Below are 22,063 nucleotides of genomic sequence, written 5' to 3' on the forward strand. Positions count from 1 at the left end.
AGGCTCATCAGACGGGGACGTCGGAGTCGCCGGAGGAGTCCCGGGCGCGGTGGGGGTGGTGCTGGGTGCGGGGGACGGGGCGCCGCTCGGAGACGTCCACGAATTCCAGGGGTCCCAGCGGAAGATCACATCGACCCAGTAGTTGTAGCGTCTGGCGTCCCCTTGCGAAGGGAAGCCTCGATCGCCGTACCCGATGACGCCTCCGCGAGAGGTCGTCCTGAGTGGCCCGGCGCTGATCGCCCTGAAGCCGGCCGTGCGGACGTAGGTGCCGTTCTCGCTGTGGTAGGAGACGGTGTAGTCGTGCCCGCCCCAGACGAACACGGGCTTCGCGAAAGAGACCTCCTGCCAGCCGGAACGGCTCTCGCCGGAGAACTCGGCCGACGCCAGCAGACGACCCCGGGCGTCCCAGAGGCTTGCGACGTGCCGGCCCTGCTCTCTCGCCGGCTTGTAAAACCGGACCCCGGCCACCCAGCCGTTGCGGGCCGGAGTGAAGCGCATGCCCAACTCGACGGGGCCGTGGTCGGAATGCGAACGTACAGGGACCTTGGACGTCTTCGACCAGAAGCTGACTTGCTGGAACTTCGGGAGGGAGGCGGGCCGCGCCGTTCCGGTTCCGGATGCCGCGGTGGGATCGTCGTGAGATCCGATCGCCATGGCGGGCGCGACCACCAGCAGGAGGCTCGAGATCGCCACGGGCACGAGCGCCGGTCTCAATCGCCGGTTGCCGCTCCTGACGCCGCCGTCGCGGGAATGCATGCCGGCCATGAAACTACCTCCATGCTGATACAGCCATTTAGTCCCTTTGTCGCAATTATCACGGCCTAAATAAGGATTCACACTGGCGTGGCGGGTATTTTCGTTAAATGCCGATAAGGGATCGCGGAAAATTAACGCGCAGCTTCTGGGCCATCTACCGGTTGTTGTGATAAGGGCACATCGGTCGGCTCCGAGGTAGCCGTCACCTATTAGGCTCTTTCCGCCTCACGGACCTGACGGTGCCCATGAGCCTCAGCGAGCGCCGTCACGCAGTGATCGAGCGCACGTCGGAGATCACCGAGTGGCAGGCACTGAATCGACCGCGCCGGAGGACGTCACTGGCCCTTCGGAAGGGAGATCGGCTCCCCGTTGTCGGCGAAGGTGTTTCCCCGCCATTCCTTGGTGTCGGCTCGGCCGTCCACCGGGCCGTACAGGTAGGAGTCGCGCAGGAACTTGTTGTCGGTGAAGTGGGTGTCCCCGGGGACGTCGAAGTAGACGGTGTAGCCGCCGCCCCCGAGCACGTTGCCGTCCACCACGATCCGGCCCGCGGTCCCCCGGTCGACGCTGTCGGCGAAGATCAGCGCGGAGTTCACGGCCGTGTCGTCGTCACCCTTCCCGTTCCGGGAGCCGCCTCCCAGGCCGGGGTTGACGAGGTTGTTCTTGATGGTGACGCCGGAGACTCTCTCGAAGATCTGCAGCCCGTCCGAGTGGGCGCCGGCGACCGGAGCGAAGTCGCGGATGCGGGAGTCGGCGACGGTGACGTTGTTGCCGACCTTGATGCCGTCATGGGTCATGCCGTAGATGTCGGCGTGGGTGACGGTGACGTTGTGGTAGCTGATCCCGGCGTCCTTGTAGTCGCCGCGGATGGTCACGTGGTCCACGGTGGCCGACCCGTCGCCCGCCGTCTGGATGGCGTACCACTGGCTGCCGTCGCCGTTGAAGCGGCAGTTGCGGATGACGACGTCGTGCACGCCGTCGCCGATGAACACCTGGCCGGTGATGTCCAGGTTTTCGATGACCTGACCGGACTTGGCCTTGAGGGACTCGGACGGCTTCAACGCGATGTTCGGAGGGACGCCGTATTTCACGGTCACCGGAGGAGTCGGAGACGCGGAGGGAGTCGGCTTGGGGTCCGCCGAGCCCGGCGTGCACGCGGTGAGCAGCAAGACGGCGATCGAAGAGACGACGACAGCCAACCGCATCATCGAGCAACCACCAGATCCCGGGCAAATGGACACCGGATCACGCTACTACTTCTCCCCTCCGGAAAGCCGTCCCCGGAGTATCCTGGCGCGCCGCACGCCGGACCGCAGCGCGTCGCTCTTGCGTAAGGTGTCCTTGATCCTGCCGGCCGGCACGCTCTTGGCCCAGTGCAGGGTGGCGCCCACGGACGGCCGGCTGACCCTTCCCTCGGCCACCTGCGTCTCGGTGTTCGCCAGGAAGTCCTTGTAGGTCGCCTGGCTCTTGCCCAGGTGGATGTGGCGGACTCCCCGCTCCGCCGCCTCCCTGGCCATGCCCAGGTGCTGGACGAGGCCGGGCGAATACCGGCCGAACTCCTTGTCGTAGGCGGGGAACCACTGGCAGAGCACCGTTTCCGACACCAGCCCGAAGTGGCCGGCGATCGGCTGATCTCCGGCGTAGAGCATGCTCAGCGCACCGCGGACGCCTTCGCCGGGCTCCTGGTGCAGCCGCTCCACCAACTCCGTGAATCGGGGGTCGGCGAACAGGTCCCGCTGGCCGGTCTCGCGGTACTGCGCGGACTTCCAGCTCAGCAGCGCCCGCAGGTCACCCGGGTCCCGCGAGTCGAAGACATGCCTGATCTGCCCGACGTCACGGCCGAGCTTGCGCTCCCGGTAGGCGACCGTCTTGTAGGTGCTGGTGGACCGGGAGCGGATGAGGGCCACGTAGTCGTCGAACCCGCCGCCGAGATCGATGATGGGCGACCGCTGACGTTCGGTGTGGAACTCCGTGAACTGCCCCGCGAGCAGATGGTCGAACTCCCATACCGCCAGACCGCACGCCCGCAGGAGTTCTCCGGCGTCCACGCGCAGATCGGCGGCGCCCACTAGGCCCTGAGCGTCGTTGAACCCCGCCCCGACCGGTAGCCCGACGCCCAGCGCCTGCCGCTGGAACGGGAAGACGCCGACCACGCCCGTCGCCGACGAGATCACCGCGACATGGACGTTGTCTCGGTAACGGTCGACCGCGAGGGCGAAGTCGGGAGACAGGAACGGGTTGTCCAGTAGCAGGTCGGCACGTTGCAACGCACGCCACGCGGCGATCTCGGCGTCTCCGAGCTCGCCGGGGCGTACGACGGTGATGTTCATTCGGCCGGGCCGGCCACGGGCCGCAGCCAGGTCTCACGCCAGTAGGGATAGATCGCCCTCGGGCAGAAACGATGGTAGATGGCCGTGCAGGTCACGTTCTCCAGGACGTAGCAGTCGCGCAGGCGGATCATCCGCCCCGACTGTTCGTCGATGATCTGCTCGACCCGATGGGAGATCCTCGCCCGTGTGCCGCAGTAGGGCAGCATCTCGACGTCGAACGACATCCCCCGGTTCTTGTTGTTCGGGTGGAGCGTCCGCAGGATCTCCTCCTTGCTCTTCACTTCGACGAGATCGCCCGGTTGCAGCCCCTTCGGCGGGGTCGGGGCGGGCTCGGGTCCGACACCCCGCAGGAACGGGTAGGTCTGACCCCCCCTGATCCGCAGCCACGCGGGGAACTTCATGCTCTGGAACTGATACCTGTTGAAGGCCCCGATGAGCACTCCGCGAAGGACCACGCCGAGCTTCTCGTTCCCCGAGCGCACGTCCGCGACGTACTGGCTGGGGGCGTACGAGCTGAGCGGCTTGGACGCGGAGAGCAGTTCGGTGGCCTGGCAGCGGTAGAGCGGGTTGCCCTCCTCGTCCGTGCCCGCCTGGGCGTCGGCTTCCAGCGTTTCGACCGAGGCGGCGGATCCGGCGGGACCCGCGCCGTCGGAGTGCTCGGCGAGTGGGGTGCCGTCCGCCTGCTCCAGCCAATCGGTGCGGAAGAACAGCATGCAGCGCGCCTGGCAGCCGCCGTGTGCGCTGCCGTCGCAACGGGCCCCGACCAGGTGGACGGTGTTGTCCATCTTCCTGAGATGGGCGCTGGGGGTGACCGTGTCGCAGGTCTTGTCGGCGCGTTTGAAGACGCGCATCTCCTGACCGGCGAACGCGAGCATCTCCGGCATGAACGGAAGACCGTCGATCCTGCCGTCGGCGTCGAGCGACGCGAGGATCTCCTCCTTCCCCCGGACTCGCACCACATCACCGGCTCGCAGGCCGAAGTCGGCCTTGCTCGTAGCCACAATTAACCTTTCGTCGTTCAGCGGTAGTGGGGCGAGCGTCAGCCCGGGAGGGCGCGTAATCGTCGGGACGGGCGCAGCAGCGCCACGAGCGACGCACGGGCCGTGGGGCGGCCGGCGGCGGCGCGAACGGCCTCACCGACGACGACGGCGAGGAAGTAGATCGCACCGACGAAGGGCCCCTTGCGGCGCCGGTACAGCCGCACGCGATTCACCGTGACCAGTGCCGCGAGCATCGGGCTGGTCCGCGACTCGCCTCCGATGTGCTCGACCAGCGCGGTCGGTTCGTACCACAGCGTCCAGCCCAGGTCGCCGGCTCGCAGCGCGTAGTCGGTCTCCTCGCTGTAGAGCAGGTAGGACTCGTCCCAGGGGCCGATCTCCCGCATCGCGGCGGCGGAGATGAGCATGGCGGCCCCGGTCGCCCAAGCCGCGGCCTGTGCGTGCTCGTACTGGCGGGGACTCCTGATCATCTCGCCGAGCGTTCCGATCCGGCCTGCGAGGTTGCCCCCGATGGCCGACTGGACCACGGCGCGGAACACGGTGGGCATCCTGCGCAGCGAGGGCTGGAGGCTGCCGTCCGGATTGATCAGGCGTGGTACGGCGATGCCCCGCCCCGGCTCCCGCAGCGCGCGCGCGAGCACGGAGAGCGCACCCGGGCGCAGTCTGCAGTCCGGATTGAGCACGAGGACCGCGTCGAAACCGTCGGGGTCCAGAGCGTCTGTACCCGCGTTGATGGCCGCGGCGTATCCGGCGTTCCTGCCGACCTGGACGGTCGTGACAGGGATATGAGCGGTTCCCTTGGCGATCGCCAGGGAATCGTCCTTTGAAGCGTTGTCGGCCACGACGACGTCGGTGAGCCGGACGTCTTGGTCGCCGTCCGTGAGCGAGCGCAGGCAGTCCTCGAGGACGTCCGCGCTGTTGTATGTCACGACCACGACAGCGACCCGTAAGGCAGCAAAATTCACATGGGGGTCATCGTGCGCCATTGGCGTGTTGTTACCTTTCCCCGAGCATAAGGTAGCGGGTCAGCCGCGAAGGCGTTTGACCGTTCGTGCAGCGAGTGAGCGGGCGCGCCGAACGGCAGGCGGGCTGCGGTCCAGCACATTGGTGATCCAGATGGCGTCGAGGTCGCGGCTGAGGCTGTTGCGCGCCTGAAGCCAGGCATGCCTCCTGGCCCGGCCGCGGTCACTGGTGAACGCGCGGGTCACGCCCGCCCTGCGGAGGCGGCGCAGCACGTGCCTGTCGTAGGACCCGAAGGGAATGGCCACTCGCGTCACCTCGTTGCCGGTCACCTCCGTCAGAACACGGTGAGCGTCGATGAGTTCCTCGACCGCCTGTTTCTCGTCGATCCGGCGCCAGTCGCGATGCGCCCAACCATGGGAACCGACAGCCATGCCGGCCTGCACCAGTTCCCGCACGCTGTTGGCGCAGAGCCTGCCCGGCTCGCCGAGCCGTCCGGCCAACACGAAGAACTCCGCCTTCAGGCCACGCTTGAGCAGCCGAGGAAGAGCGATCTCGACATCCGATAGGTTTCCGTCGTCAAAAGTGATCACAACGTCGGGACGTCCTGTCGCCGCATCGAGCACCTGCTCGAATTGGTCGACCTCCACCCAGGTGGCGTCCTCGCCGGTATCCAGCTCACGGTGCGTCGGGCCGATGCCGTGCACGGTGAGATTGACGACCGAATCCATCAGCCCTTGCCCTCGTAGGACAGCGCCACGTCCTCGGGCATTCGGTCCAGGTCCCGGACACGGATGAAGTCGCGAAGCGTCGTGCCCGTGCACGCGCAGTCGAAGTTGGGAGCCTCACGCCGGTTGACGACGTCGTCCACGTGCACCGTGCGGAAGTCGATGCTGTAGCGCGTCTTGCCGGAGTTGTTGGGGACCGAGGAGTGCAACTGGTTGCCAGAGAAGATCATGACACCGCCGGGCTCCGGAACGAGGGTCACCCGCGGTTCCAACTCGACCGGCTCTTCGGCCTTGGGCTGCTCCCTGGTGTCGGTGCCGATGTGCTGGGCGGCGTTGAACCGGCTGGTGCGGTTCCACTCGTAGTAGTCGTAGCGACCGGAGCTGTTCTTCACCGGTCCCCAGCCCTGCGGGTGGAACGTCATCACGTTCTCCGGAACCACTTCGAAGACCGGGATCCACCAGTTCACCTGGGACAACGGGGCGGAGTACCACGTGTCGCGGTGCGGGTGGAAGGCATAGGCGATGCCGGTGGTGAGGTAGTCGTTCGACGTGGACGAGCGCAGCCGGGGGACGTCGAAGTAGGTCTTGTCCACGTCGCAGTCGAAGGAGGCGAGCAGCGCCTGGAGCAGTTCCTTCGACTGGGGGTGGTGGATGAACTTCGGCTTGAGCTCCGACAGGATGCCCGCGAACTTCTCGACGGGCAGGTCGTGCTGCGCGGTCTCGGGATCGAGAGCGCCGAACGCCTCGGTGACCAGCGTCTGAGCGAACTCGATCAGCGCCACCGATTCCGGGCGGCTCGGGTAGATCAGTACCTGGCCCTCATACAGGCGGGTACGCCGCTCCTCGTCGCTGAATTGGGGGTTCGAATACGTGACAGTCACGACCAAATTATCGGGCATCCGGAGGCGCCTGTTACTTGAATCGCTCCAAAAAGCCCAGTGAACATCCCCTGAGAGTCGTCCTCAACGTCGGCGACGGGATGCCCGGGAGGACGCCGGACACGGCGACAGGCCGTACGACCTGCGATGGCGGAATCAGACCGGCCGCCCATACGTGAATGCCTCCGTCCCCTTGGCGGGGACGGAGGCATTCCGGGCTTTCTTCAGGCGATGCGCCAGGTGTCTCCGCCGTGGAGCAGTGCGTCGAGCCGTCCCTCGCCCTTCTCGGCGGTCGCGGCCTCCAACTGCTCGGCCATGAGCTGGTCGTAGGCCGGCCGGTCGATCGAACGGAAGATCCCGATCGGCACGTGCTCGAAGGCCGGGTCGTCCAGTCGCGACAGCGCGAACGCCAGCGACGGGTCGGGGCTGTGCATGTCGTGCACGAGGATCTCGCTGTCCGCGACCTCGGAGCGCCGCACGACCTCGACCCCTCCGTACGGCGAGAGCCGCACGGCCTTCTCGTTCTCGCCGGTGCCGAAGACGATCGGCCGGCCGTGCTCGAGCTTGACCGTGATGTCGTCGCGTACGGCGGGGTCCTTCAGCGCCTCGAAGGCGTTGTCGTTGAAGATGTTGCAGTTCTGGTAGATCTCGACGAGCGAGGTCCCCCGGTGAGCGGCGGCCTCCCGCAGGACGCCCTGGAGGTGCTTGCGGTCGGAGTCGATGGTCCGGGCGACGAACCCGGCCTCCGCCCCGAGCGCGAGCGAGATCGGGTTGAACGGCTTGTCGAGCGAGCCCATCGGCGTCGACTTGGTGATCTTGCCGATCTCCGAGGTGGGGGAGTACTGCCCCTTGGTCAGGCCGTAGATCCTGTTGTTGAACAGCAGGATGTTGAGGTTGACGTTGCGGCGCAGCGCGTGGATCAGGTGGTTGCCGCCGATCGAGAGGCCGTCGCCGTCACCGGTGACGACCCACACCGACAGGTCGGGCCGGGAGGCCGCCAGCCCGGTCGCGATGGCCGGGGCACGGCCGTGGATCGAGTGGAAGCCGTAGGTGTTGAGGTAGTAGGGAAACCTCGACGAGCAGCCGATGCCCGAGACGAACACGGTGTTCTCGCGGCGCAGGCCCAGTTCGGGCAGGAAGCTCTGGACCGCGGCCAGGATGGCGTAGTCGCCACAGCCGGGGCACCAGCGGACCTCCTGGTCGGACTTGAAGTCCTTCATGGTCTGCGGGCCGTCGGCCCTGGGGACCAGGGCGAGGCCCTTGCCGTTGAGCGATTCCGAACTACTCACTGTCGATCACGTCCTGGATGACGGCGGCCAGTTCCTCGGCCTTGAACGGAAGCCCGCGCACCCGGTTGTACCCGATCACGTCGATCAGGTAGCGGGCGCGGAGCAGCAGAGCCAGCTGACCGAGGTTGATCTCGGGCAGCAGCACCTTGTCGTAGGAGCGCAGCACGTCGCCGGTGTTCGCGGGAAGCGGGTTGAGGTGGCGCAGGTGCGTCTGGGCGACCTTGGCCCCGGTCTTGCGGACCCGCCGGACGGCCGCCGCGATGGGGCCATAGGTGGAGCCCCAGCCCAGGACCAGGACACGGGCGTCGCCGTCCGGATCGTCCACCTCCAGATCGGGGACGTCGATACCGTCGATCTTGGCTTGGCGCAGCCGGACCATCTTGTCGTGGTTGTCGGGGTCGTAGGAGATGTTGCCGGTGCCGTCCGCCTTCTCGATGCCGCCGATGCGGTGCTCGAGGCCGGCCGTCCCGGGCACGGCCCACGGGCGGGCCAGCGTCTCGGGGTCCCGCTTGAACGGCAGGTAGGCGCCGTCGTCGCCGTTCGGCTCGGTGGTGAAGTCCACCGAGATGTCCGGCAGGTCGTCCACCTCGGGCACCCGCCACGGCTCGGAGCCGTTGGCCAGGTAGCCGTCCGACAGCAACATGACCGGCGTGCGGTACTTCAACGCGATCCGCGCGGCCTCGATGGCGGCGTGGAAGCAGTCCGACGGGGTGGCCGGAGCCACGACCGGGACCGGCGACTCGCCGTTGCGGCCGTAGAGCGCCATCAGCAGGTCGGTCTGCTCGGTCTTGGTCGGCATGCCGGTCGAAGGGCCGGCGCGCTGGACGTCCACGACGATCAGCGGCAACTCGGTCGTCACGGCCAGGCCGACGGTCTCGGCCTTGAGGGCGACACCCGGGCCCGAGGTCGTGGTCACGCCGAGTGCACCGCCGAAGGCCGCGCCCAGCGCGGCGCCCACGCCCGCGATCTCGTCCTCGGCCTGGAACGTCCGTACGCCGAACCGCTTGTGCTTGGACAGTTCGTGGAGGATGTCCGAGGCCGGGGTGATCGGATAGGACCCCAGGAACAGCGGCAGACCCGACTGCACGGAGGCCGCGATCAGGCCGTAGGCGAGAGCCTGGTTGCCCGAGATGTTCCGGTAGACGCCGGGAGCGAGCCGCGCCGGCTTGATCTCGTAGGAGACGGAGAACGACTCGGTCGTCTCGCCGTAGTTCCAGCCCGCCTGGAAGGCCGCGACGTTCGCCTTGGCGATGTCGGGCTTCTTCGCGAACTTCACCTCGAGGAACTTGACGGTCGCGTCGGTGGGCCGGTTGTACAGCCAGGACAGCAGCCCGAGCGCGAACATGTTCTTGGCCCGCTCGGCGTCCTTCTTGGAGATCTCGAAGCCCTCGAGCGCCCCGACCGTCAGCGACGTCAGCGGCACCGCGTGCACGCGCCACTCGGCGAGCGATTCGTCCTCGAGCGGGTTGGCCGCGTAGCCCACCTTCTGGAGGTTGCGCTTGGTGAATTCGTCGGTGTTGGCGATGATGTCGGCGCCTCGGGGCAGGTCGCCGAGGTTGGCCTTCAGCGCGGCCGGGTTCATCGCGACGAGCACGTTGGGCGCGTCACCCGGCGTAAGGATGTCATGGTCGGCGAAGTGCAGCTGGAAGCTGGACACTCCGGGCAGAGTCCCCGCAGGGGCGCGGATCTCCGCGGGGAAGTTGGGGAGGGTCGACAGGTCGTTGCCGAACTGCGCCGTCTCCGCCGTGAACCGGTCGCCGGTGAGCTGCATGCCGTCGCCGGAGTCGCCGGCGAAACGGATGATCACACGATCGAGTTGCTGCACCTGCTTGGTCACAGCTGCTCAGTCCTCCTCGACGGCCCCAGGCTTGTCTGTCCGAGGCACGTTCTTATATCCATGCTAGATCCATCGAGACCACGATGCGTTCGTGGTGCGAATTATTGACGTGCGGACTACCGGCACTCGTCGCGTGCGCCAAGAGCGGGGCGGGGCCCCGCCGAGGGATCGATGGCTGCGAGAAGTGACGGGGTGGTCACTCGGGTGAACGGTCTGAACGACACAGTCCCCCCGCGAGCCGACACAGGTCCACGTGCAGGCGGGCGAAGAGAAAGGTAAGGCTCACAAGGCCCAACTATACGTGCAGCCGTAGACCCGGCCCGCTACCGCTACGGGAACGGCGCTCCGCTCCATCTCGCGGGCGTTGCGCCGGACCTCCTGATGTCTCGCTGGATGTGGCTTTGCCGTCGCTTTGTGTGGCGCGTGACGAGGCGAATCCCTATTCTCGGGAAAATGGTTGATCAGGATGACCGGCCTCGCTTCGCGCGATCCGAGCAGTTGCAACGTCGCCTCCACGAGGTGGTGCCCGGAGGGGCGCACACGTACGCCCGCGGTTCTGATCAGTACCCGGAGGGCATGGCCCCCGTTCTGGTGCGCGGTGAGGGAGCCCGGGTCTGGGACGCCGACGGCAACTGCTTCGTCGAATACAACATGGGCCTGCGGTCCGTCACGCTCGGCCACGCCTACCGGCCGGTCCTGGACGCGGTCCGCGCCGTCCTGGACGGCGGGCTCAGCTTCACCCGCCCGACCGAGCTGGAGCTCACGGCGGCGGAGGAGTTCCTGGCGCTGGTGCCGGGCGCGGACATGGTGAAGTTCGGCAAGGGCGGATCGGACGCCACCTCGGCGGCCATTCGGCTGTCGAGGGCGGCGACCGGCCGGGATCTCGTCGCGGTATGCGAGCAGCCTTTCTTCTCCGTCAATGACTGGTTCATCGGCGCCCTGGAGATGAATGCCGGGATCCCCGCGGCGATACAGGAGCTGACCGTCCGCTTCCGCTACAACGACCTCGACTCGCTGCGAGAGGTGCTCGAGCAGAACGAGGTCGCATGCGTGATCATGGAGGCGGCCACCGCGGCCGCCGAACCGGCTCCCGGATTCCTGGAGGGCGTCCGCGACCTGTGCGACAGGCACGGAACGGTGCTCGTCTTCGACGAGATGATCACAGGGTTGCGCTGGGCGGCGGGCGGGGCCCAGGCGGTGTACGGCGTCCGGCCGGACCTGTCGTGCTGGGGCAAGGCGCTCGGCAACGGCTTCCCGATCTCCGCGCTCGCCGGCCGCAGGGAGATCATGGAGCTGGGCGGCCTGCGCACCGATGAGCCGCGGGTCTTCCTGATGTCCACCACACACGGTGCGGAGAGCGTGTCCCTGGCGGCGCTTCGCGCGGTGCTGCGGGCCTACGCCGAGGGCGACCCGATCGGCACGATGGAGGAGCGCGGCCGTGAACTCGCCGAAGGGGTCAACGCCGCCGCGAGAGAAGTGGGCGTGGACCGTCACGTGACGGTCACCGGGAGGCCGTCCTGCCTGCTGTTCGCGACGAAGGACGGGTCGGGCTCGCCGTCCCAGCCGTTCCGCACCCTCTTCCTGCAGGAACTGCTGAGGCGAGGGGTGCTCGGTCAGAACTTCGTGGTCTCGGCGGCGCACACGCGCGAGGACGTCGAGCAGACGATCACGGCGGCGCGGGAGGCGATGCTGGTCTACCGCAAGGCGCTGGAGGCGGGCAGCGCGGACGGCTTCCTCCAGGGCCGTCCGGTCGCACCCGCTCTGCGGCGATACGCGGCGCCGCGACGCATTCACTAATCGGAGGGCGGGATTACGATGGCGTCCATGGACGGGTATTTCGGCTCGTACGTCGTCGTTGTCGTCCTCCTGCTCATCGGTGTCGGGATCTTCGCGGGTGGCCTGTTCGTCAACCGGATGTTGCGGCCGGACCGGCCGACGCCCGAGAAGCTGATGACCTACGAATGCGGCGTCGACCCCGTCGGCGAGGGCTGGGCGCAGTCGCAGATCCGCTACTACGTCTTCACGTATCTCTATGTCGTCTTCGCCGTGGACGCGGTCTTCCTCTTCCCGTGGGCGACCGTCTTCGCGGCGCCCGGCTTCGGCATGACCACACTGGCCGAGATGTTCGTCTTCCTGGCCTTCATCGCCCTCGGCATCCTCTACGCCTGGCGCAAGCGGGTGCTCGCCTGGACGTGAGGGCCGTGGAGAGGAGAATGGCCCTATGCCTGTGAGCGATCTCCCGATGCCCACGGTGGGCCCGGCGTCCCGCCTGGCGCCCAAACCGATGAAGTTCGTCCTCAACTGGGGCCGGCGCTACTCGCTCTGGGTGTTCAACTTCGGGCTGGCCTGTTGCGCGATCGAGTTCATCGCGACCTCGATGAGCAGGCACGACTTCATCCGGTTCGGGGTGATCCCGTTCGCGAACGGGCCGCGGCAGGCTGACCTGATGATCGTCAGCGGCACCGTGACCGACAAGATGGCGCCCGCGGTGAAGCGGCTCTACGAGCAGATGCCCGACCCCAAGTACGTCATCTCGTTCGGGGCCTGCTCCAACTCCGGCGGTCCTTACTGGGACTCCTACTGTGTGACCAAGGGGGTCGACCAGATCATCCCCGTCGACGTCTACGTCCCCGGTTGCCCGCCGCGCCCCGAGGCGCTGCTCCACGGCATCATGAAGCTTCAGGAGAAGATCGCCGGTGAGACGCTGAGCGACCGTTACCTGCCCGGCGGGCGCCCATGAGCATCGGCGCCGCGATCGAGGCGCGGTACGGCTCGCGCGCCCGGATATCCGACTCGTTCGGGGACGTCGTGGCCGACGTGGAGCCGGGCGACTGGCTCGACGCGCTGGCCTTCGCCCGGTCGGAGGGCTTCGAGTTCTTCGACTGGCTGACCGGGGTCGACGAGCCGCCGGACGAGTTCGCGGTCGTCGCCCACGTCGTCGACATCGGCGCCGTCGCGCACCTGCTCGTCAGGACCCGGGTGCCGCGTGCCGATCCCCGGCTGCCCAGTGCGACGGGCGTGTTCCGCGGGGCCGACTGGCACGAGCGCGAGACCTTCGAGATGTTCGGTGTGATCTTCGACGGGCACCCGGGGCTGCGGTCGTTGCTGCTGCCCGAGGGTTTCGAGGGCAATCCCCTGCGCAAGGACTTCGTGCTCGCCGCCCGGGTGGCCAAGGCGTGGCCCGGCGCGAAGGAGCCGGGCGAGTCCGACCACGGGTCCCCGAGCCGCCGCAAGATGCTTCCGCCGGGCGTCCCCGCCGACTGGGCGAGGCCCCCGGGTGCGCCGGCCGTGCCGGAGGGGGAGGACGGCGATGGCTGAGGTGCTCGACATCGCGGTCCGGTTGATCGTGATCGTGGCGGCCTTCCTGGTGCTGCCCCTGATCGTCGGGCAGATGGAGCACAAGGCCATGGCGCACATGCAGTCGCGCCTGGGGCCGATGTACGCGGGCGGGTTCCACGGGTGGGCGCAGCTCATCGCCGACGGCGTCAAGTTCGCCCAGAAGGAGGACGTGATCCCGGCCGCGGCCGACCGTCGCGTCTTCGCCATCGCCCCGGCCGTCGCGCTCGTGCCGTACCTCGTGGTGATGGTCGTCATCCCCGTGGGGCCCGGACTGGTGGGCGCGGACCTCGACGCGGGGCTGTTCTTCGTTCTCGCCGTGATGGGCATCGGCGTGCTCGGCTCGATCATGGCCGGGTGGGCGTCGGCCAACAAGTACAGCGTGCTGGGCGGCATGCGGGCGGCCGCCCAGCTCATGTCCTACGAGCTGCCGCTGGTCCTGGCCGCCTCCAGCGTGGCGATGGCCGCCGGGACCCTGTCGCTGGAGGGCATCGCCGAGCAGTGGCGGTGGTGGTGGCTCCCGTGGCAGGCGATCGGGGCCGTGGTGTTCTTCGTCGCCGGGCTGGCGGAGTTGCGCAGGCCGCCGTTCGACATGCCGATAGCCGACTCCGAGATCATCATGGGTCCGATGACGGAGTACACCGGGATCCGGTTCGCGCTGTTCATGCTGGCGGAGTACGCCGGCATCGTGGTGCTCTCCGCGCTGACGGCCGTGTTGTTCCTGGGCGGCTGGCAGGGTCCGATCCTCCCCGGCCCCGTGTGGACGCTCATCAAGATCTTCGTCCTGGCGTTCGTGGTGATCTGGGTCCGCGTGAGCTTCCCCCGGCTCCGTGAGGACCAGCTCCAGAAGCTCGCCTGGATCGGCCTCGTGCCGCTCGCTCTGCTGCAACTCGCGCTCACGGGGGTCGTCAGAGTCCTGCTGGCCTGATCAGGTGGCACCCGGAGGACGCGAACCCCTTCGCCGTACGGCACGGCATCACCTTCGAGATCCGCGACCTGTCCAGGCGCGAGTACGCGGTCCTCGCGGCCGCCGCCCGCGACGGCTGTCCCTACGGTCTATCGCAGTCGATTTCCGCCAGGACGGTTGCTACACCTGTAGCAACCGTCCTACGATTGGCGTATGACGGCGATTCCGGCGCGTGAGCTGCGCAACAACACCGCCGACGTGCTCCGGCGCGTCGAGGCGGGTGAAGAGATCGAAGTGCTGAAGGACAATCGGCCGGTCGCCAGGATCATTCCCTTCTCTCTCAGGCGCCGCTGGCTGGCCGTCTCGGTGCTCGCAGGGGAATTGAGCCGTTTGGAGCCTGATGTGACGGGGCTCGCGGACGAGTTGCGCGAGACACTTACCGAAACAACGGATGATCTTTCGTGGTGAGGCGTGCAATCGCTGACACATCCGTTTTCATCGGGTTTGAAGGGCAGCGGTTTGATGCGGAGCGCTTCGCCGACTTCGAGTGGGGAGTCTCCGCAGTGACCCTCGGCGAGCTTCGGCTCGGGGTTCTTCAAGCTCGCGATCCCGTCGCGGCCTCGCGTCGCCTGTCCACCTATCAACTGGCTCAGCGGTTCGAGCCGATCCCTGTTGACGAGGCGGTCTCGGAGGCGTGGGCGTTGCTGGTCTCACGCCTGCGGGCGCTGGGACGCAAGGCGCCCATCAACGACAGTTGGATCGCCGCCACCGCCATTGCCTTTGGTGTTCCGGTCGTAACGCAGGACGCCGACTACGACCAGATGCCGGGCGTCGAAGTCATCAGGCTCTGAGGATCTGGCGGCGACCCTGTGGATCGCTCCGCCTGGTTCGGCTGATCCTTCCGCACGTATCTGTGGATAAGTCGGCCGGATGCCTGTGGAAATTGTGGATAACCGATATGGTCGCGCCACTGGATTCACCTGTCGGCGCTTGTACGTCATGATGTCGAATATGGCGCGCATACCAGGAGAAGGGCTGGCCAAGGGGCTGGCGGTGACTCTGAGGCACATGCTGCGCAAATCAGAGACGCAGCAGTATCCCGAGGTCAAACCCGACCTGCCGCCCCGCAGCCGGGGCGTGATCGCACTGGTCGAGGAGAACTGCACGGTGTGCATGTTGTGCGCCCGTGAGTGCCCCGACTGGTGCATCTACATCGATTCGCACAAGGAGACGCTCCCGGCCCCCGAGGGGGGCAGGCCCCGGGCGCGGAACATGCTCGACCGGTTCGCGATCGACTTCTCCCTGTGCATGTACTGCGGCATCTGCATCGAGGTCTGCCCGTTCGACGCGTTGTTCTGGACGCCCGAGTTCGAATACACGGAATACGACATTCGCGATCTTCTCCATGAGAAGGACCGGCTGGGCGAGTGGGCGGCGACCGTGCCCCCGCCGCCGCCCCACGAGGCCGGCGCCGAGCCGCCGAAGGAGATCTCCGCCGGCTCGCGTCCCGCACGCACGCCCGACACGGCACGACGGCCCGCCCCGGCCGGCCGTACGGACCGGGGAGTCGCCGGCCGCGCGGGCGAGAAGGCGGCCGAGACGGTGGCGGAGAAGGCGGGAGACGGCGCGGGCGACGGGACCGAACCCGCCACGCCGGCCGAATCCGGGCCCGGGCCGCGCACCCCGCGCGCGGCCGCCGGACCGGCGGTGACGCCGGAAACGTCCTCCGGCGAGAGCACCCCGTCAGACCAGGGCTCCCCGTCAGACAAGATCGTGACGTCGGAACAGGGCGCGCCGCGCCGGGAGCCGCCGCGGCCGATGCGGGACATCCGCTCCATCCGGCCGCCCGGCGCGCTGCCGAAGAAGCCGAGCGCCCCGGAGAACCCCGAAGGCCCCGGAAACCCCGCGAAGGACGGGCCAGGGGAGGACGCGTGACATTCGAGGCGCCGGGGTTCTGGCCGCCCAGCGGGCCTGAGGTGGTGTTCCTGCTGCTCGGCGTCGTCGCGGTCGGATCCGCGCTGCTGGTGGTCACGACGAGGCAACTCGTCCACGCGGCGTTGTGGCTCGTCCTGTGCTTCGGCGCGTTGGCCGGAGGCTATCTCGTGTTGACGGCGGAGTTCGTCGCATGGGTTCAGGTGCTCATCTACGTGGGCGCGATCGTCGTGCTGCTGCTGTTCGGGATCATGCTGACCCGGGCGCCCATCGGACGCTCGGCCGATCTCGACTCCGGCAACCGATGGGCCGCCGTCCTGGTCGCCCTCGCCACGGCGGGGGTGCTCGTGAGCGTCGTCGTCGCGGGGTTCGGCACGGCCTACGCCCCGCTGGAGCCCGGTCAGGGGGCGGCCAAGCCGCTCGGGTCGAGCATCTTCAGGACCTGGGTGTTGCCGTTCGAGGCGCTGTCGGTGCTCCTGCTGGCCGCTCTGATCGGGGCCATCGTCCTGTCCCGCACCGACATCAGGGGGCGGGAATGACTCCGATCACCTGCGACGGGGCGGTGGGCTGAGGTGCACATCGTCTATCCCGTCGTCGTCTCCGCCCTGCTCTTCTCGATCGGCGTGTACGGCGTGCTGGCCCGGCGCAACGCGATCCTCGTGCTGATGTCGGTCGAGCTCATGCTCAACGCGGTCAACCTCAACCTCGTCGCCTTCGACGTGTGGCTGAGGGACCGGCTGCACGGCGGCCAGGTGCTCACCCTGTTCGTCATCGTGATCGCGGCCGCCGAGATCGGCCTGGGGCTGGCCATCGTGCTGGCCGTCTATCGCAACCGGCAGAGCATCGACGTCGACCGCCTCCGCGACCTGTCGGAGACCGGGGCGTCGGAGGAGGCAGGCCCGCCGGAGGAGCCGGTGGGCGTGGGCGAAGACGCCGACAGGGAGGCCCGGCCGTGATCTCTGTGGTCGTCCTGATCGTCCTATTACCCTTCGTCGCCGCCGTGGCGGGGCTGCTCGGTTCGCGGTGGCCGCGGGGCGGGAGCCGTACGAAGGAGAACGACCGCGCCGCCGCACGCAGGGCGGCGTGGTTCGCGATCGCGCCCGTCACGGGGTCACTGCTGCTGACGTTGTGGCTGGCGTCGTGGTCGGCCCGCGCGCTGCCAAGGGGTTCGGCGTCCTATACGGGTGCGCGATTTTGGGCGGGGCTTCTGCCGGGGAGCACCGAGGGCACGCTCACGATGGTCGAGACCGGGTCGGTTCCCATCTCGTTCACGCTGCGGGCCGACGGGCTGTCGATCCTGATCGGCGTGCTCGTGGTCGTCGTGGCGCTCGCCGTGCAGGTCTACTCGGTCGGATACATGCGCGACGATCCGCGCCATCCGTCCTACAGCGCCTTCATCAGCCTGTTCACCAGCGCGATGTTGCTGGTGGTCTACGCGGGGGACCTGATCGTCCTCTACGCCGGCTGGGAGATCATGGGCCTGTGCTCCTACCTCCTGATCGGGCACTGGTGGGAGGACCGTGCGAACTCCCGGGCCGCGGTCAAGGCCTTCCTCGTCACCCGGCTCGGTGACGTCGGCTTCCTGTTCGGGATCTTCACGCTGGGGTTCGCGGCCGGCAGCTTCCGGATCGACGACGTGCTGAGCGCCGACATCCCCAGGGGCACCCTGATCACGGCGACGATGTTGCTGCTCGCCGGCGTCGCGGGCAAGAGCGCCCAGGTGCCGCTGCAGACCTGGCTGCCGGACGCCATGGCCGGCCCCACTCCGATCAGCGCGCTCATCCACGCGGCCACGATGGTCGCGGCCGGAATCTTCATCGTCGCCCGGCTCTACCCGGCCTTCCTCGGCGCCCAGCCGACGCTCGACGTGCTGGCCGTCGTCGCCGCCATCGGCATGCTGGGTGCGGCGCTGGCCGCCCTCGCGCAGGACGACCTCAAACGTGTCCTCGCCTACTCGACGATCAGCCAGCTCGCGTACATGGCCGCGGGGCTCGCCGCGGGATCGGACAAGGCGGCGATCTTCCACTTGCTGACGCACGGCGCGTTCAAGGCGCTGCTGTTCCTGGGGGCTGGCGCGGTGATCCACCATGTCGGATCCAACCTGATGACCCACATGGGCGGGCTGCGCACCTCGATTCCGATCACGTTCGCGGCGATGACGGTCGGCTTCGCCGCCCTGATGGGGTTGCCCCCGGCGAGCGGATTCTTCAGCAAGGACGCGGTGATCGCCGCCATCGAGCACTCGCACTCTCCGGCCCAGCCGTTCCTGTACGGCGCGGCGCTGCTGACCGTCGGGGTGACCGGTGCGTACGCGATGCGCGCCTGGCTGCGGACCTTCTTCGGCCCCGCGAGGGTCGAGGCGCTGCCGGAGCCGCCGCCGGGGACGGCCCACGTCTTCGACGGCCGCGAGGCGCCGAGGTCGATGCTCTGGCCGATCGGCGTGCTCGCCGTGCCCGCCCTGCTCCTGGGATTCGCCGGGGTCACCGAGGTCGACTGGGGGTCCGCGCTGGTGAGCCTTATCGTCGCCCTGCTGGGCGCGGGTGTCGTCTACGCCTTCTGGCGCGGTGCCCCCCACCAGGACCCGGCCCGGATGCTCGGCCCGTTCCGCACGGCGTGCGAGCGGGCGTTCTACGTGGACGAGGCGTACCGCGCGGTGTTCGCGCGACCGGTCCTCCGCCTGGCTCGCGGGGTCGTCAGGACCGACGGCCAGGTGGTCGACGGCGCCGTCCGGGGCGCGGGCCGGCTGACGATGAGCCTGTCCGGGTTCGTGCGCCTGGCCCAGAACGGCAATGCCCAGCTCTACGTGACGGGCCTGCTGGCGGGACTCCTGCTGATCACGGTGGCGGCGGTGGTGCTGGGATGAGCTGGCTTCTCCTCGCGCTGCTCGCGGTGCCTCTGGCCGGCGCCGCGAGCCTGACCGCGCCGGCGTTCAGGGGGCGGGCGGTGAGCCTGCACGGGATCGCCGTCTCGGCGGTGACCTTCGTGCTCGCGGTCGTCGTCGCCGCGGTCTTCGACTACGGGGACGCGGGCCGCATGCGGCTCCAGACCGACTGGTCGTGGATCCCGGGGCTCGACCTGCGGTTCCACCTCGGAGTGGACGGCATCTCGCTGCCGCTGGTCGTGCTGACCGCGTTGCTGAGCCTGTTGTGCTTCGTCCACCTCGCCGGGCATCCACCGGACGGCGGGCGCCTCCGGGCCCTGGTGTTCACGCTGCTCGTCCTCGAAGTCGGGATGATCGGCACCTTCCTCGCCCTCGATCTGCTGCTGTTCTTCGTGTTCTTCGAGGTCGTGCTGATCCCGATGTACTTCGTGATCGCGATCTGGGGCGGCCGTCACCGGCGTGCGGCCGCGGTGAAGTTCATCCTCTACACGCTGCTCGGCTCGGCCGTGCTCCTGCTCGGCCTGCTGGTGATCTGGACCCAGACGGGCACCCTCGACATGGTCGAGCTGACCGCTCGGCACGGGGCGGGGATCGCGAGGTCCGTGCAGATCGTGGCGTTCCTGGCCGTCGGGATCGGCCTCGCGGTCAAGACGCCGATGTGGCCCCTCCACACCTGGCTGCCCGACGCCCACACCGAGGCGCCGACGGTCGGCTCGGTCCTGCTGGCGGGCGTGCTGCTGAAGATGGGCTCGTACGGCTTCGCCAGGATCGCGATCCCGATCCTGCCCGAGGGCGCCGCCGCCCTCGCTCCCTGGCTGGGGGCGCTCGCCGTGGTCGGGATCATCTACGGATCGCTGGCCTGTCTCGCCCAGCGCGACCTCAAGCGCATGATCGCCTACTCCTCGGTCGGCCACATGGGCTTCGTGCTGCTCGGCTTCGCGACGCTCACCCCGGTGGGCATGAACGCCGCGCTCTTCGGCAACATCGCGCACGGTCTGATCACCGGTCTGCTGTTCTTCGTCGCCGGAGGGATCAAGGAACGGTACGGCACGGCGGACATGGTCAGGCTCGGCGGCGGCATGTTGCGCCGCCTGCCGTACATCGGCTCGCTGCTCACCTTCGCCTGCGTCGCCTCGCTCGGCCTGCCGGGGCTGGCCGGGTTCTGGGGCGAGATGCTCGCCCTGCTGGGGGCGTTCCGGCCCGCCGCCGGGCTGTCCCGGCCGCTCTTCCTCGTGTTCATGGCCGTCGGCGGCGTCGGCACGGTGCTCACGGCCGCGTACTTCCTGGTGATGTTGTCGAGGGTCACCCACGGCAGGGCGCGGGAGATCGTCCCCGTCGGCCCGCCGCTCGCCTCGTCGGAGGAGGTCCGTGTCGTGCTCGGTCCCGGCGAGCCGGTCGAGCCCGTCGCCACGGGGACGGCCGTCGCCGACGTCGAGGACTCCGGGCCCGCGCCTTCCGGCGCCCGTCTGCCCCGGGCCGACGCGCCCGCGCCTTCCGGCGCCCGTCTGCCGCGGGCCGGCCGCCTGGCGGATGTGACGGCCGGTGAACTGGCCGCGTGGGTGCCGCTCGTGGCGCTGACCATCCTGTTCGGCGTCTGGCCCAAGGCGCTGCTCGCCCTCACGGGACCCGCCGTGCAGGCGATCTTCGGTCTCGGAGGCGGCGCCGGATGATCCAGTCGATCGACTACTCCGCCGTCGCCGTCCCGCTGATCCTCGCGCTGACGGCCGGGCTGGTCCTGCTGCTGGACGCCTTCCTGCCCGCGCGGCCCGGTGGCGGGCGCCTGCTGGGCGTCGTCGCGCTCGGCGGCGTCGCCGTGGCGCTCGCCGTCCTCGTGGCGCAGGCCGTACGAGGAGGGGAGCGGCGCACCTTCTGCGTGCCTCCCTCGCTCGGATCCGCAGCGTCGTGTTCGTTCGTCCTCGACCGGTTCACGCTCGTCTTCATGGCGCTCGTGCTCGCCGCCGGGGTCGTCGTCGTGCTGTTGTCCATGGCGGAGACGTCCGGTGGGCGCGTTCCGGTCGGCGAATGGTATTTCCTGCTGCTCGGAACGCTCACCGGAGCGGTGCTGCTGGCGGCCTCACGTGACCTGATCATGCTCGTCGTCTCGCTGGAACTCGTGTCCCTGCCGGTGTTCGCGCTGACGGCGATGCGGCGCTACGACGGCCGTGCCTCCGAGGCGGCCCTCAAGCTGTTCCTCGTGTCCGTGGTCTCCACCGCGATCATGCTGTTCGGCGTCTCGTTGTTGTACGGCGTGACCGGCTCGGTGCATCTGGACCGCATCGCCGCCTTCTACGCGTCCGGGCAGAGCGCCGCGCCGGCCGGGGTCGGCCAGGGGGTCACGACCGTCGCGATCGTGCTGGTGCTGGCCGGATTCGGATTCAAGGTCGCCGCCGTGCCGTTCCACTTCTGGGCGGCCGACGTCTACCAGGGCGCGCCGATCCCGGTGGCGGCGCTGCTGTCGGTCATCTCCAAGGCCGCGGGGTTCGCCGGGCTGGTCCTGATCCTGACGACCGCGCTGGCGAGCCAGGCCGCCGTGTGGGCGCCCGTCGTCGCCGTCATCGCCGCCCTGACCATGACCGCCGGCAACGTGCTGGCGATGCGGCAACGCCATGCCGTACGGCTGCTCGCCTGGTCGTCGGTCGCCCAGTCCGGTTACATCCTCGCCCCGCTGGCCGCCTTCGCCGGCGTCCCGCGGGACGCCGTGGGCGCGTCCGTGGCCTACCTGGCGTTCTACGCGGCGATGAACCTCGTGGCGTTCGGCGTCGTCATGCTGGTGTCCCGGGCCCGGGAGCGGAACGACCTGGACGACTACCAGGGTCTGGCCTTCCACAGCCCGGTCGCGGCGCTGTCCCTCGCCTTCTCGCTCATCTGCCTGGCGGGGCTTCCCCCCGGGCTCGCGGGGCTGTTCGCCAAGGTGGTCGTCTTCCGCGCGATCGTCGACGGAGGGCTCGGCTGGCTCGCCGTCGTGATGGCCGTCAACACGGTCATCGGGCTCTACTACTACATCGCCTGGACGGCCCGGCTCTTCACCCCGCTGTCCACGGGCACTCACCGATCCGGGTCCGCGCCCGTCGCGGTGGCCGTGGGACTGGCCGTGATCGTCACGCTGGTCTTCTCCGTCGCCCCCCAGGTGGTGCTGTCGGCGGTGGGCTGAGATCACAGCCCCTGTTCAGCGGGGAACGTTCAGCCAGGCAGTAGGCGTTAGTAAGGCTGAACACACCGAACCGTGAGGAGGAG

Annotated in this window: 23 protein-coding genes; 13 read left to right on the forward strand and 10 right to left on the reverse strand. The window is 68.7% G+C overall.

From position 1 onward, the window contains the following. The 10 genes from Psi02_RS10460 to Psi02_RS41060 all read right to left on the reverse strand — a co-directional run. Nucleotides 1–765: DUF4082 domain-containing protein (locus tag Psi02_RS10460; RefSeq protein ID WP_203973272.1), on the reverse strand; the 765-nt coding region annotated here is incomplete at its 3' end. Nucleotides 766–1,091: 326 nt separating this feature from the next. Further along, nucleotides 1,092–1,961: a right-handed parallel beta-helix repeat-containing protein gene (locus tag Psi02_RS10465; protein ID WP_203973273.1), complete on the reverse strand. Its 870-nt coding sequence runs from the start codon at nucleotides 1,959–1,961 to the stop codon at nucleotides 1,092–1,094. Nucleotides 1,962–2,006: 45 nt separating this feature from the next. Further along, nucleotides 2,007–3,083: a GNAT family N-acetyltransferase gene (locus Psi02_RS10470; protein WP_203973274.1), complete on the reverse strand. Its 1,077-nt coding sequence runs from the start codon at nucleotides 3,081–3,083 to the stop codon at nucleotides 2,007–2,009. Beyond that, entirely contained in the window at nucleotides 3,080–4,084 is a 1,005-nt protein-coding gene (locus Psi02_RS10475; protein ID WP_203973275.1) for a hypothetical protein, read from the reverse strand. Before Psi02_RS10475 ends, Psi02_RS10470 begins: the two co-directional genes overlap by 4 nt. Before the next feature lie 38 nt (nucleotides 4,085–4,122). Continuing rightward, nucleotides 4,123–5,067, reverse strand: coding sequence for a glycosyltransferase family 2 protein (locus Psi02_RS10480; protein ID WP_203973276.1), 945 nt, complete (start codon nucleotides 5,065–5,067; stop codon nucleotides 4,123–4,125). Nucleotides 5,068–5,106: 39 nt separating this feature from the next. Then, nucleotides 5,107–5,772, reverse strand: a complete 666-nt coding sequence (locus tag Psi02_RS10485; protein WP_203973277.1) for a polysaccharide deacetylase family protein — start codon at nucleotides 5,770–5,772, stop codon at nucleotides 5,107–5,109. Beyond that, entirely contained in the window at nucleotides 5,772–6,650 is an 879-nt protein-coding gene (locus Psi02_RS10490) for a phytanoyl-CoA dioxygenase family protein (protein WP_239094778.1), read from the reverse strand. The genes Psi02_RS10485 and Psi02_RS10490 overlap by 1 nt, the downstream gene beginning before the upstream one ends. 221 nt (nucleotides 6,651–6,871) lie before the next feature. After that, entirely contained in the window at nucleotides 6,872–7,936 is a 1,065-nt protein-coding gene (locus tag Psi02_RS10495; RefSeq protein ID WP_239094779.1) for a 2-oxoacid:ferredoxin oxidoreductase subunit beta, read from the reverse strand. Further along, nucleotides 7,929–9,773 (reverse strand): 2-oxoacid:acceptor oxidoreductase subunit alpha, encoded by a 1,845-nt coding sequence (locus Psi02_RS10500; RefSeq protein WP_203973279.1) that lies wholly within the window; start codon nucleotides 9,771–9,773, stop codon nucleotides 7,929–7,931. The genes Psi02_RS10495 and Psi02_RS10500 overlap by 8 nt, the downstream gene beginning before the upstream one ends. Nucleotides 9,774–9,969: 196 nt before the next feature. After that, nucleotides 9,970–10,059 (reverse strand): putative leader peptide, encoded by a 90-nt coding sequence (locus Psi02_RS41060; RefSeq protein WP_373317617.1) that lies wholly within the window; start codon nucleotides 10,057–10,059, stop codon nucleotides 9,970–9,972. A 167-nt stretch (nucleotides 10,060–10,226) separates the two neighbouring features. Here Psi02_RS41060 and Psi02_RS10505 point away from each other — a divergent pair, with 167 nt between their 5' ends. The 13 genes from Psi02_RS10505 to Psi02_RS10565 all read left to right on the forward strand — a co-directional run bounded on the left by Psi02_RS10505 (nucleotide 10,227) and on the right by Psi02_RS10565 (nucleotide 21,980). Beyond that, nucleotides 10,227–11,570: a glutamate-1-semialdehyde 2,1-aminomutase gene (locus Psi02_RS10505; protein ID WP_203973280.1), complete on the forward strand. Its 1,344-nt coding sequence runs from the start codon at nucleotides 10,227–10,229 to the stop codon at nucleotides 11,568–11,570. 27 nt (nucleotides 11,571–11,597) lie between these two features. Next, on the forward strand, nucleotides 11,598–11,969 hold the full coding sequence (locus tag Psi02_RS10510) for an NADH-quinone oxidoreductase subunit A (RefSeq protein ID WP_203973281.1): 372 nt from the start codon (nucleotides 11,598–11,600) through the stop codon (nucleotides 11,967–11,969). A 25-nt stretch (nucleotides 11,970–11,994) separates the two neighbouring features. Further along, nucleotides 11,995–12,513 carry an NADH-quinone oxidoreductase subunit B gene (locus Psi02_RS10515; RefSeq protein WP_203954539.1) on the forward strand — a complete coding sequence of 173 codons (519 nt, stop codon included), beginning with the start codon at nucleotides 11,995–11,997 and terminating at the stop codon, nucleotides 12,511–12,513. Further along, nucleotides 12,510–13,091: an NADH-quinone oxidoreductase subunit C gene (locus tag Psi02_RS10520; protein ID WP_203973282.1), complete on the forward strand. Its 582-nt coding sequence runs from the start codon at nucleotides 12,510–12,512 to the stop codon at nucleotides 13,089–13,091. The genes Psi02_RS10515 and Psi02_RS10520 overlap by 4 nt, the downstream gene beginning before the upstream one ends. Then, nucleotides 13,084–14,037 carry an NADH-quinone oxidoreductase subunit NuoH gene (gene nuoH / locus Psi02_RS10525; protein ID WP_203973283.1) on the forward strand — a complete coding sequence of 318 codons (954 nt, stop codon included), beginning with the start codon at nucleotides 13,084–13,086 and terminating at the stop codon, nucleotides 14,035–14,037. The genes Psi02_RS10520 and nuoH overlap by 8 nt, the downstream gene beginning before the upstream one ends. Nucleotides 14,038–14,229: 192 nt before the next feature. Next, nucleotides 14,230–14,484: a type II toxin-antitoxin system Phd/YefM family antitoxin gene (locus Psi02_RS10530; protein ID WP_203973284.1), complete on the forward strand. Its 255-nt coding sequence runs from the start codon at nucleotides 14,230–14,232 to the stop codon at nucleotides 14,482–14,484. After that, nucleotides 14,481–14,867 carry a type II toxin-antitoxin system VapC family toxin gene (locus Psi02_RS10535; RefSeq protein ID WP_275415180.1) on the forward strand — a complete coding sequence of 129 codons (387 nt, stop codon included), beginning with the start codon at nucleotides 14,481–14,483 and terminating at the stop codon, nucleotides 14,865–14,867. Before Psi02_RS10530 ends, Psi02_RS10535 begins: the two co-directional genes overlap by 4 nt. Before the next feature lie 160 nt (nucleotides 14,868–15,027). After that, entirely contained in the window at nucleotides 15,028–15,951 is a 924-nt protein-coding gene (locus Psi02_RS10540; RefSeq protein ID WP_239094780.1) for a NuoI/complex I 23 kDa subunit family protein, read from the forward strand. Further along, nucleotides 15,948–16,487 (forward strand): NADH-quinone oxidoreductase subunit J family protein, encoded by a 540-nt coding sequence (locus tag Psi02_RS10545; protein ID WP_203973286.1) that lies wholly within the window; start codon nucleotides 15,948–15,950, stop codon nucleotides 16,485–16,487. The genes Psi02_RS10540 and Psi02_RS10545 overlap by 4 nt, the downstream gene beginning before the upstream one ends. 33 nt (nucleotides 16,488–16,520) lie before the next feature. Further along, nucleotides 16,521–16,904, forward strand: coding sequence for an NADH-quinone oxidoreductase subunit NuoK (gene nuoK / locus Psi02_RS10550; protein WP_203973287.1), 384 nt, complete (start codon nucleotides 16,521–16,523; stop codon nucleotides 16,902–16,904). Beyond that, entirely contained in the window at nucleotides 16,901–18,811 is a 1,911-nt protein-coding gene (locus tag Psi02_RS10555) for an NADH-quinone oxidoreductase subunit 5 family protein (protein WP_203973288.1), read from the forward strand. The genes nuoK and Psi02_RS10555 overlap by 4 nt, the downstream gene beginning before the upstream one ends. Then, the gene (locus tag Psi02_RS10560; RefSeq protein WP_203973289.1) at nucleotides 18,808–20,499 is read left to right on the forward strand and encodes a complex I subunit 4 family protein; all 1,692 of its coding nucleotides are present in this window, start codon (nucleotides 18,808–18,810) and stop codon (nucleotides 20,497–20,499) included. Before Psi02_RS10555 ends, Psi02_RS10560 begins: the two co-directional genes overlap by 4 nt. Then, the gene (locus tag Psi02_RS10565) at nucleotides 20,496–21,980 is read left to right on the forward strand and encodes an NADH-quinone oxidoreductase subunit N (protein WP_203973290.1); all 1,485 of its coding nucleotides are present in this window, start codon (nucleotides 20,496–20,498) and stop codon (nucleotides 21,978–21,980) included. Before Psi02_RS10560 ends, Psi02_RS10565 begins: the two co-directional genes overlap by 4 nt. Nucleotides 21,981–22,063: the final 83 nt, after the last annotated feature.

It is taken from the genome of Planotetraspora silvatica (genome assembly GCF_016863315.1).
GTDB classification, from domain to species: Bacteria; Actinomycetota; Actinomycetes; order Streptosporangiales; family Streptosporangiaceae; genus Planotetraspora; species Planotetraspora silvatica.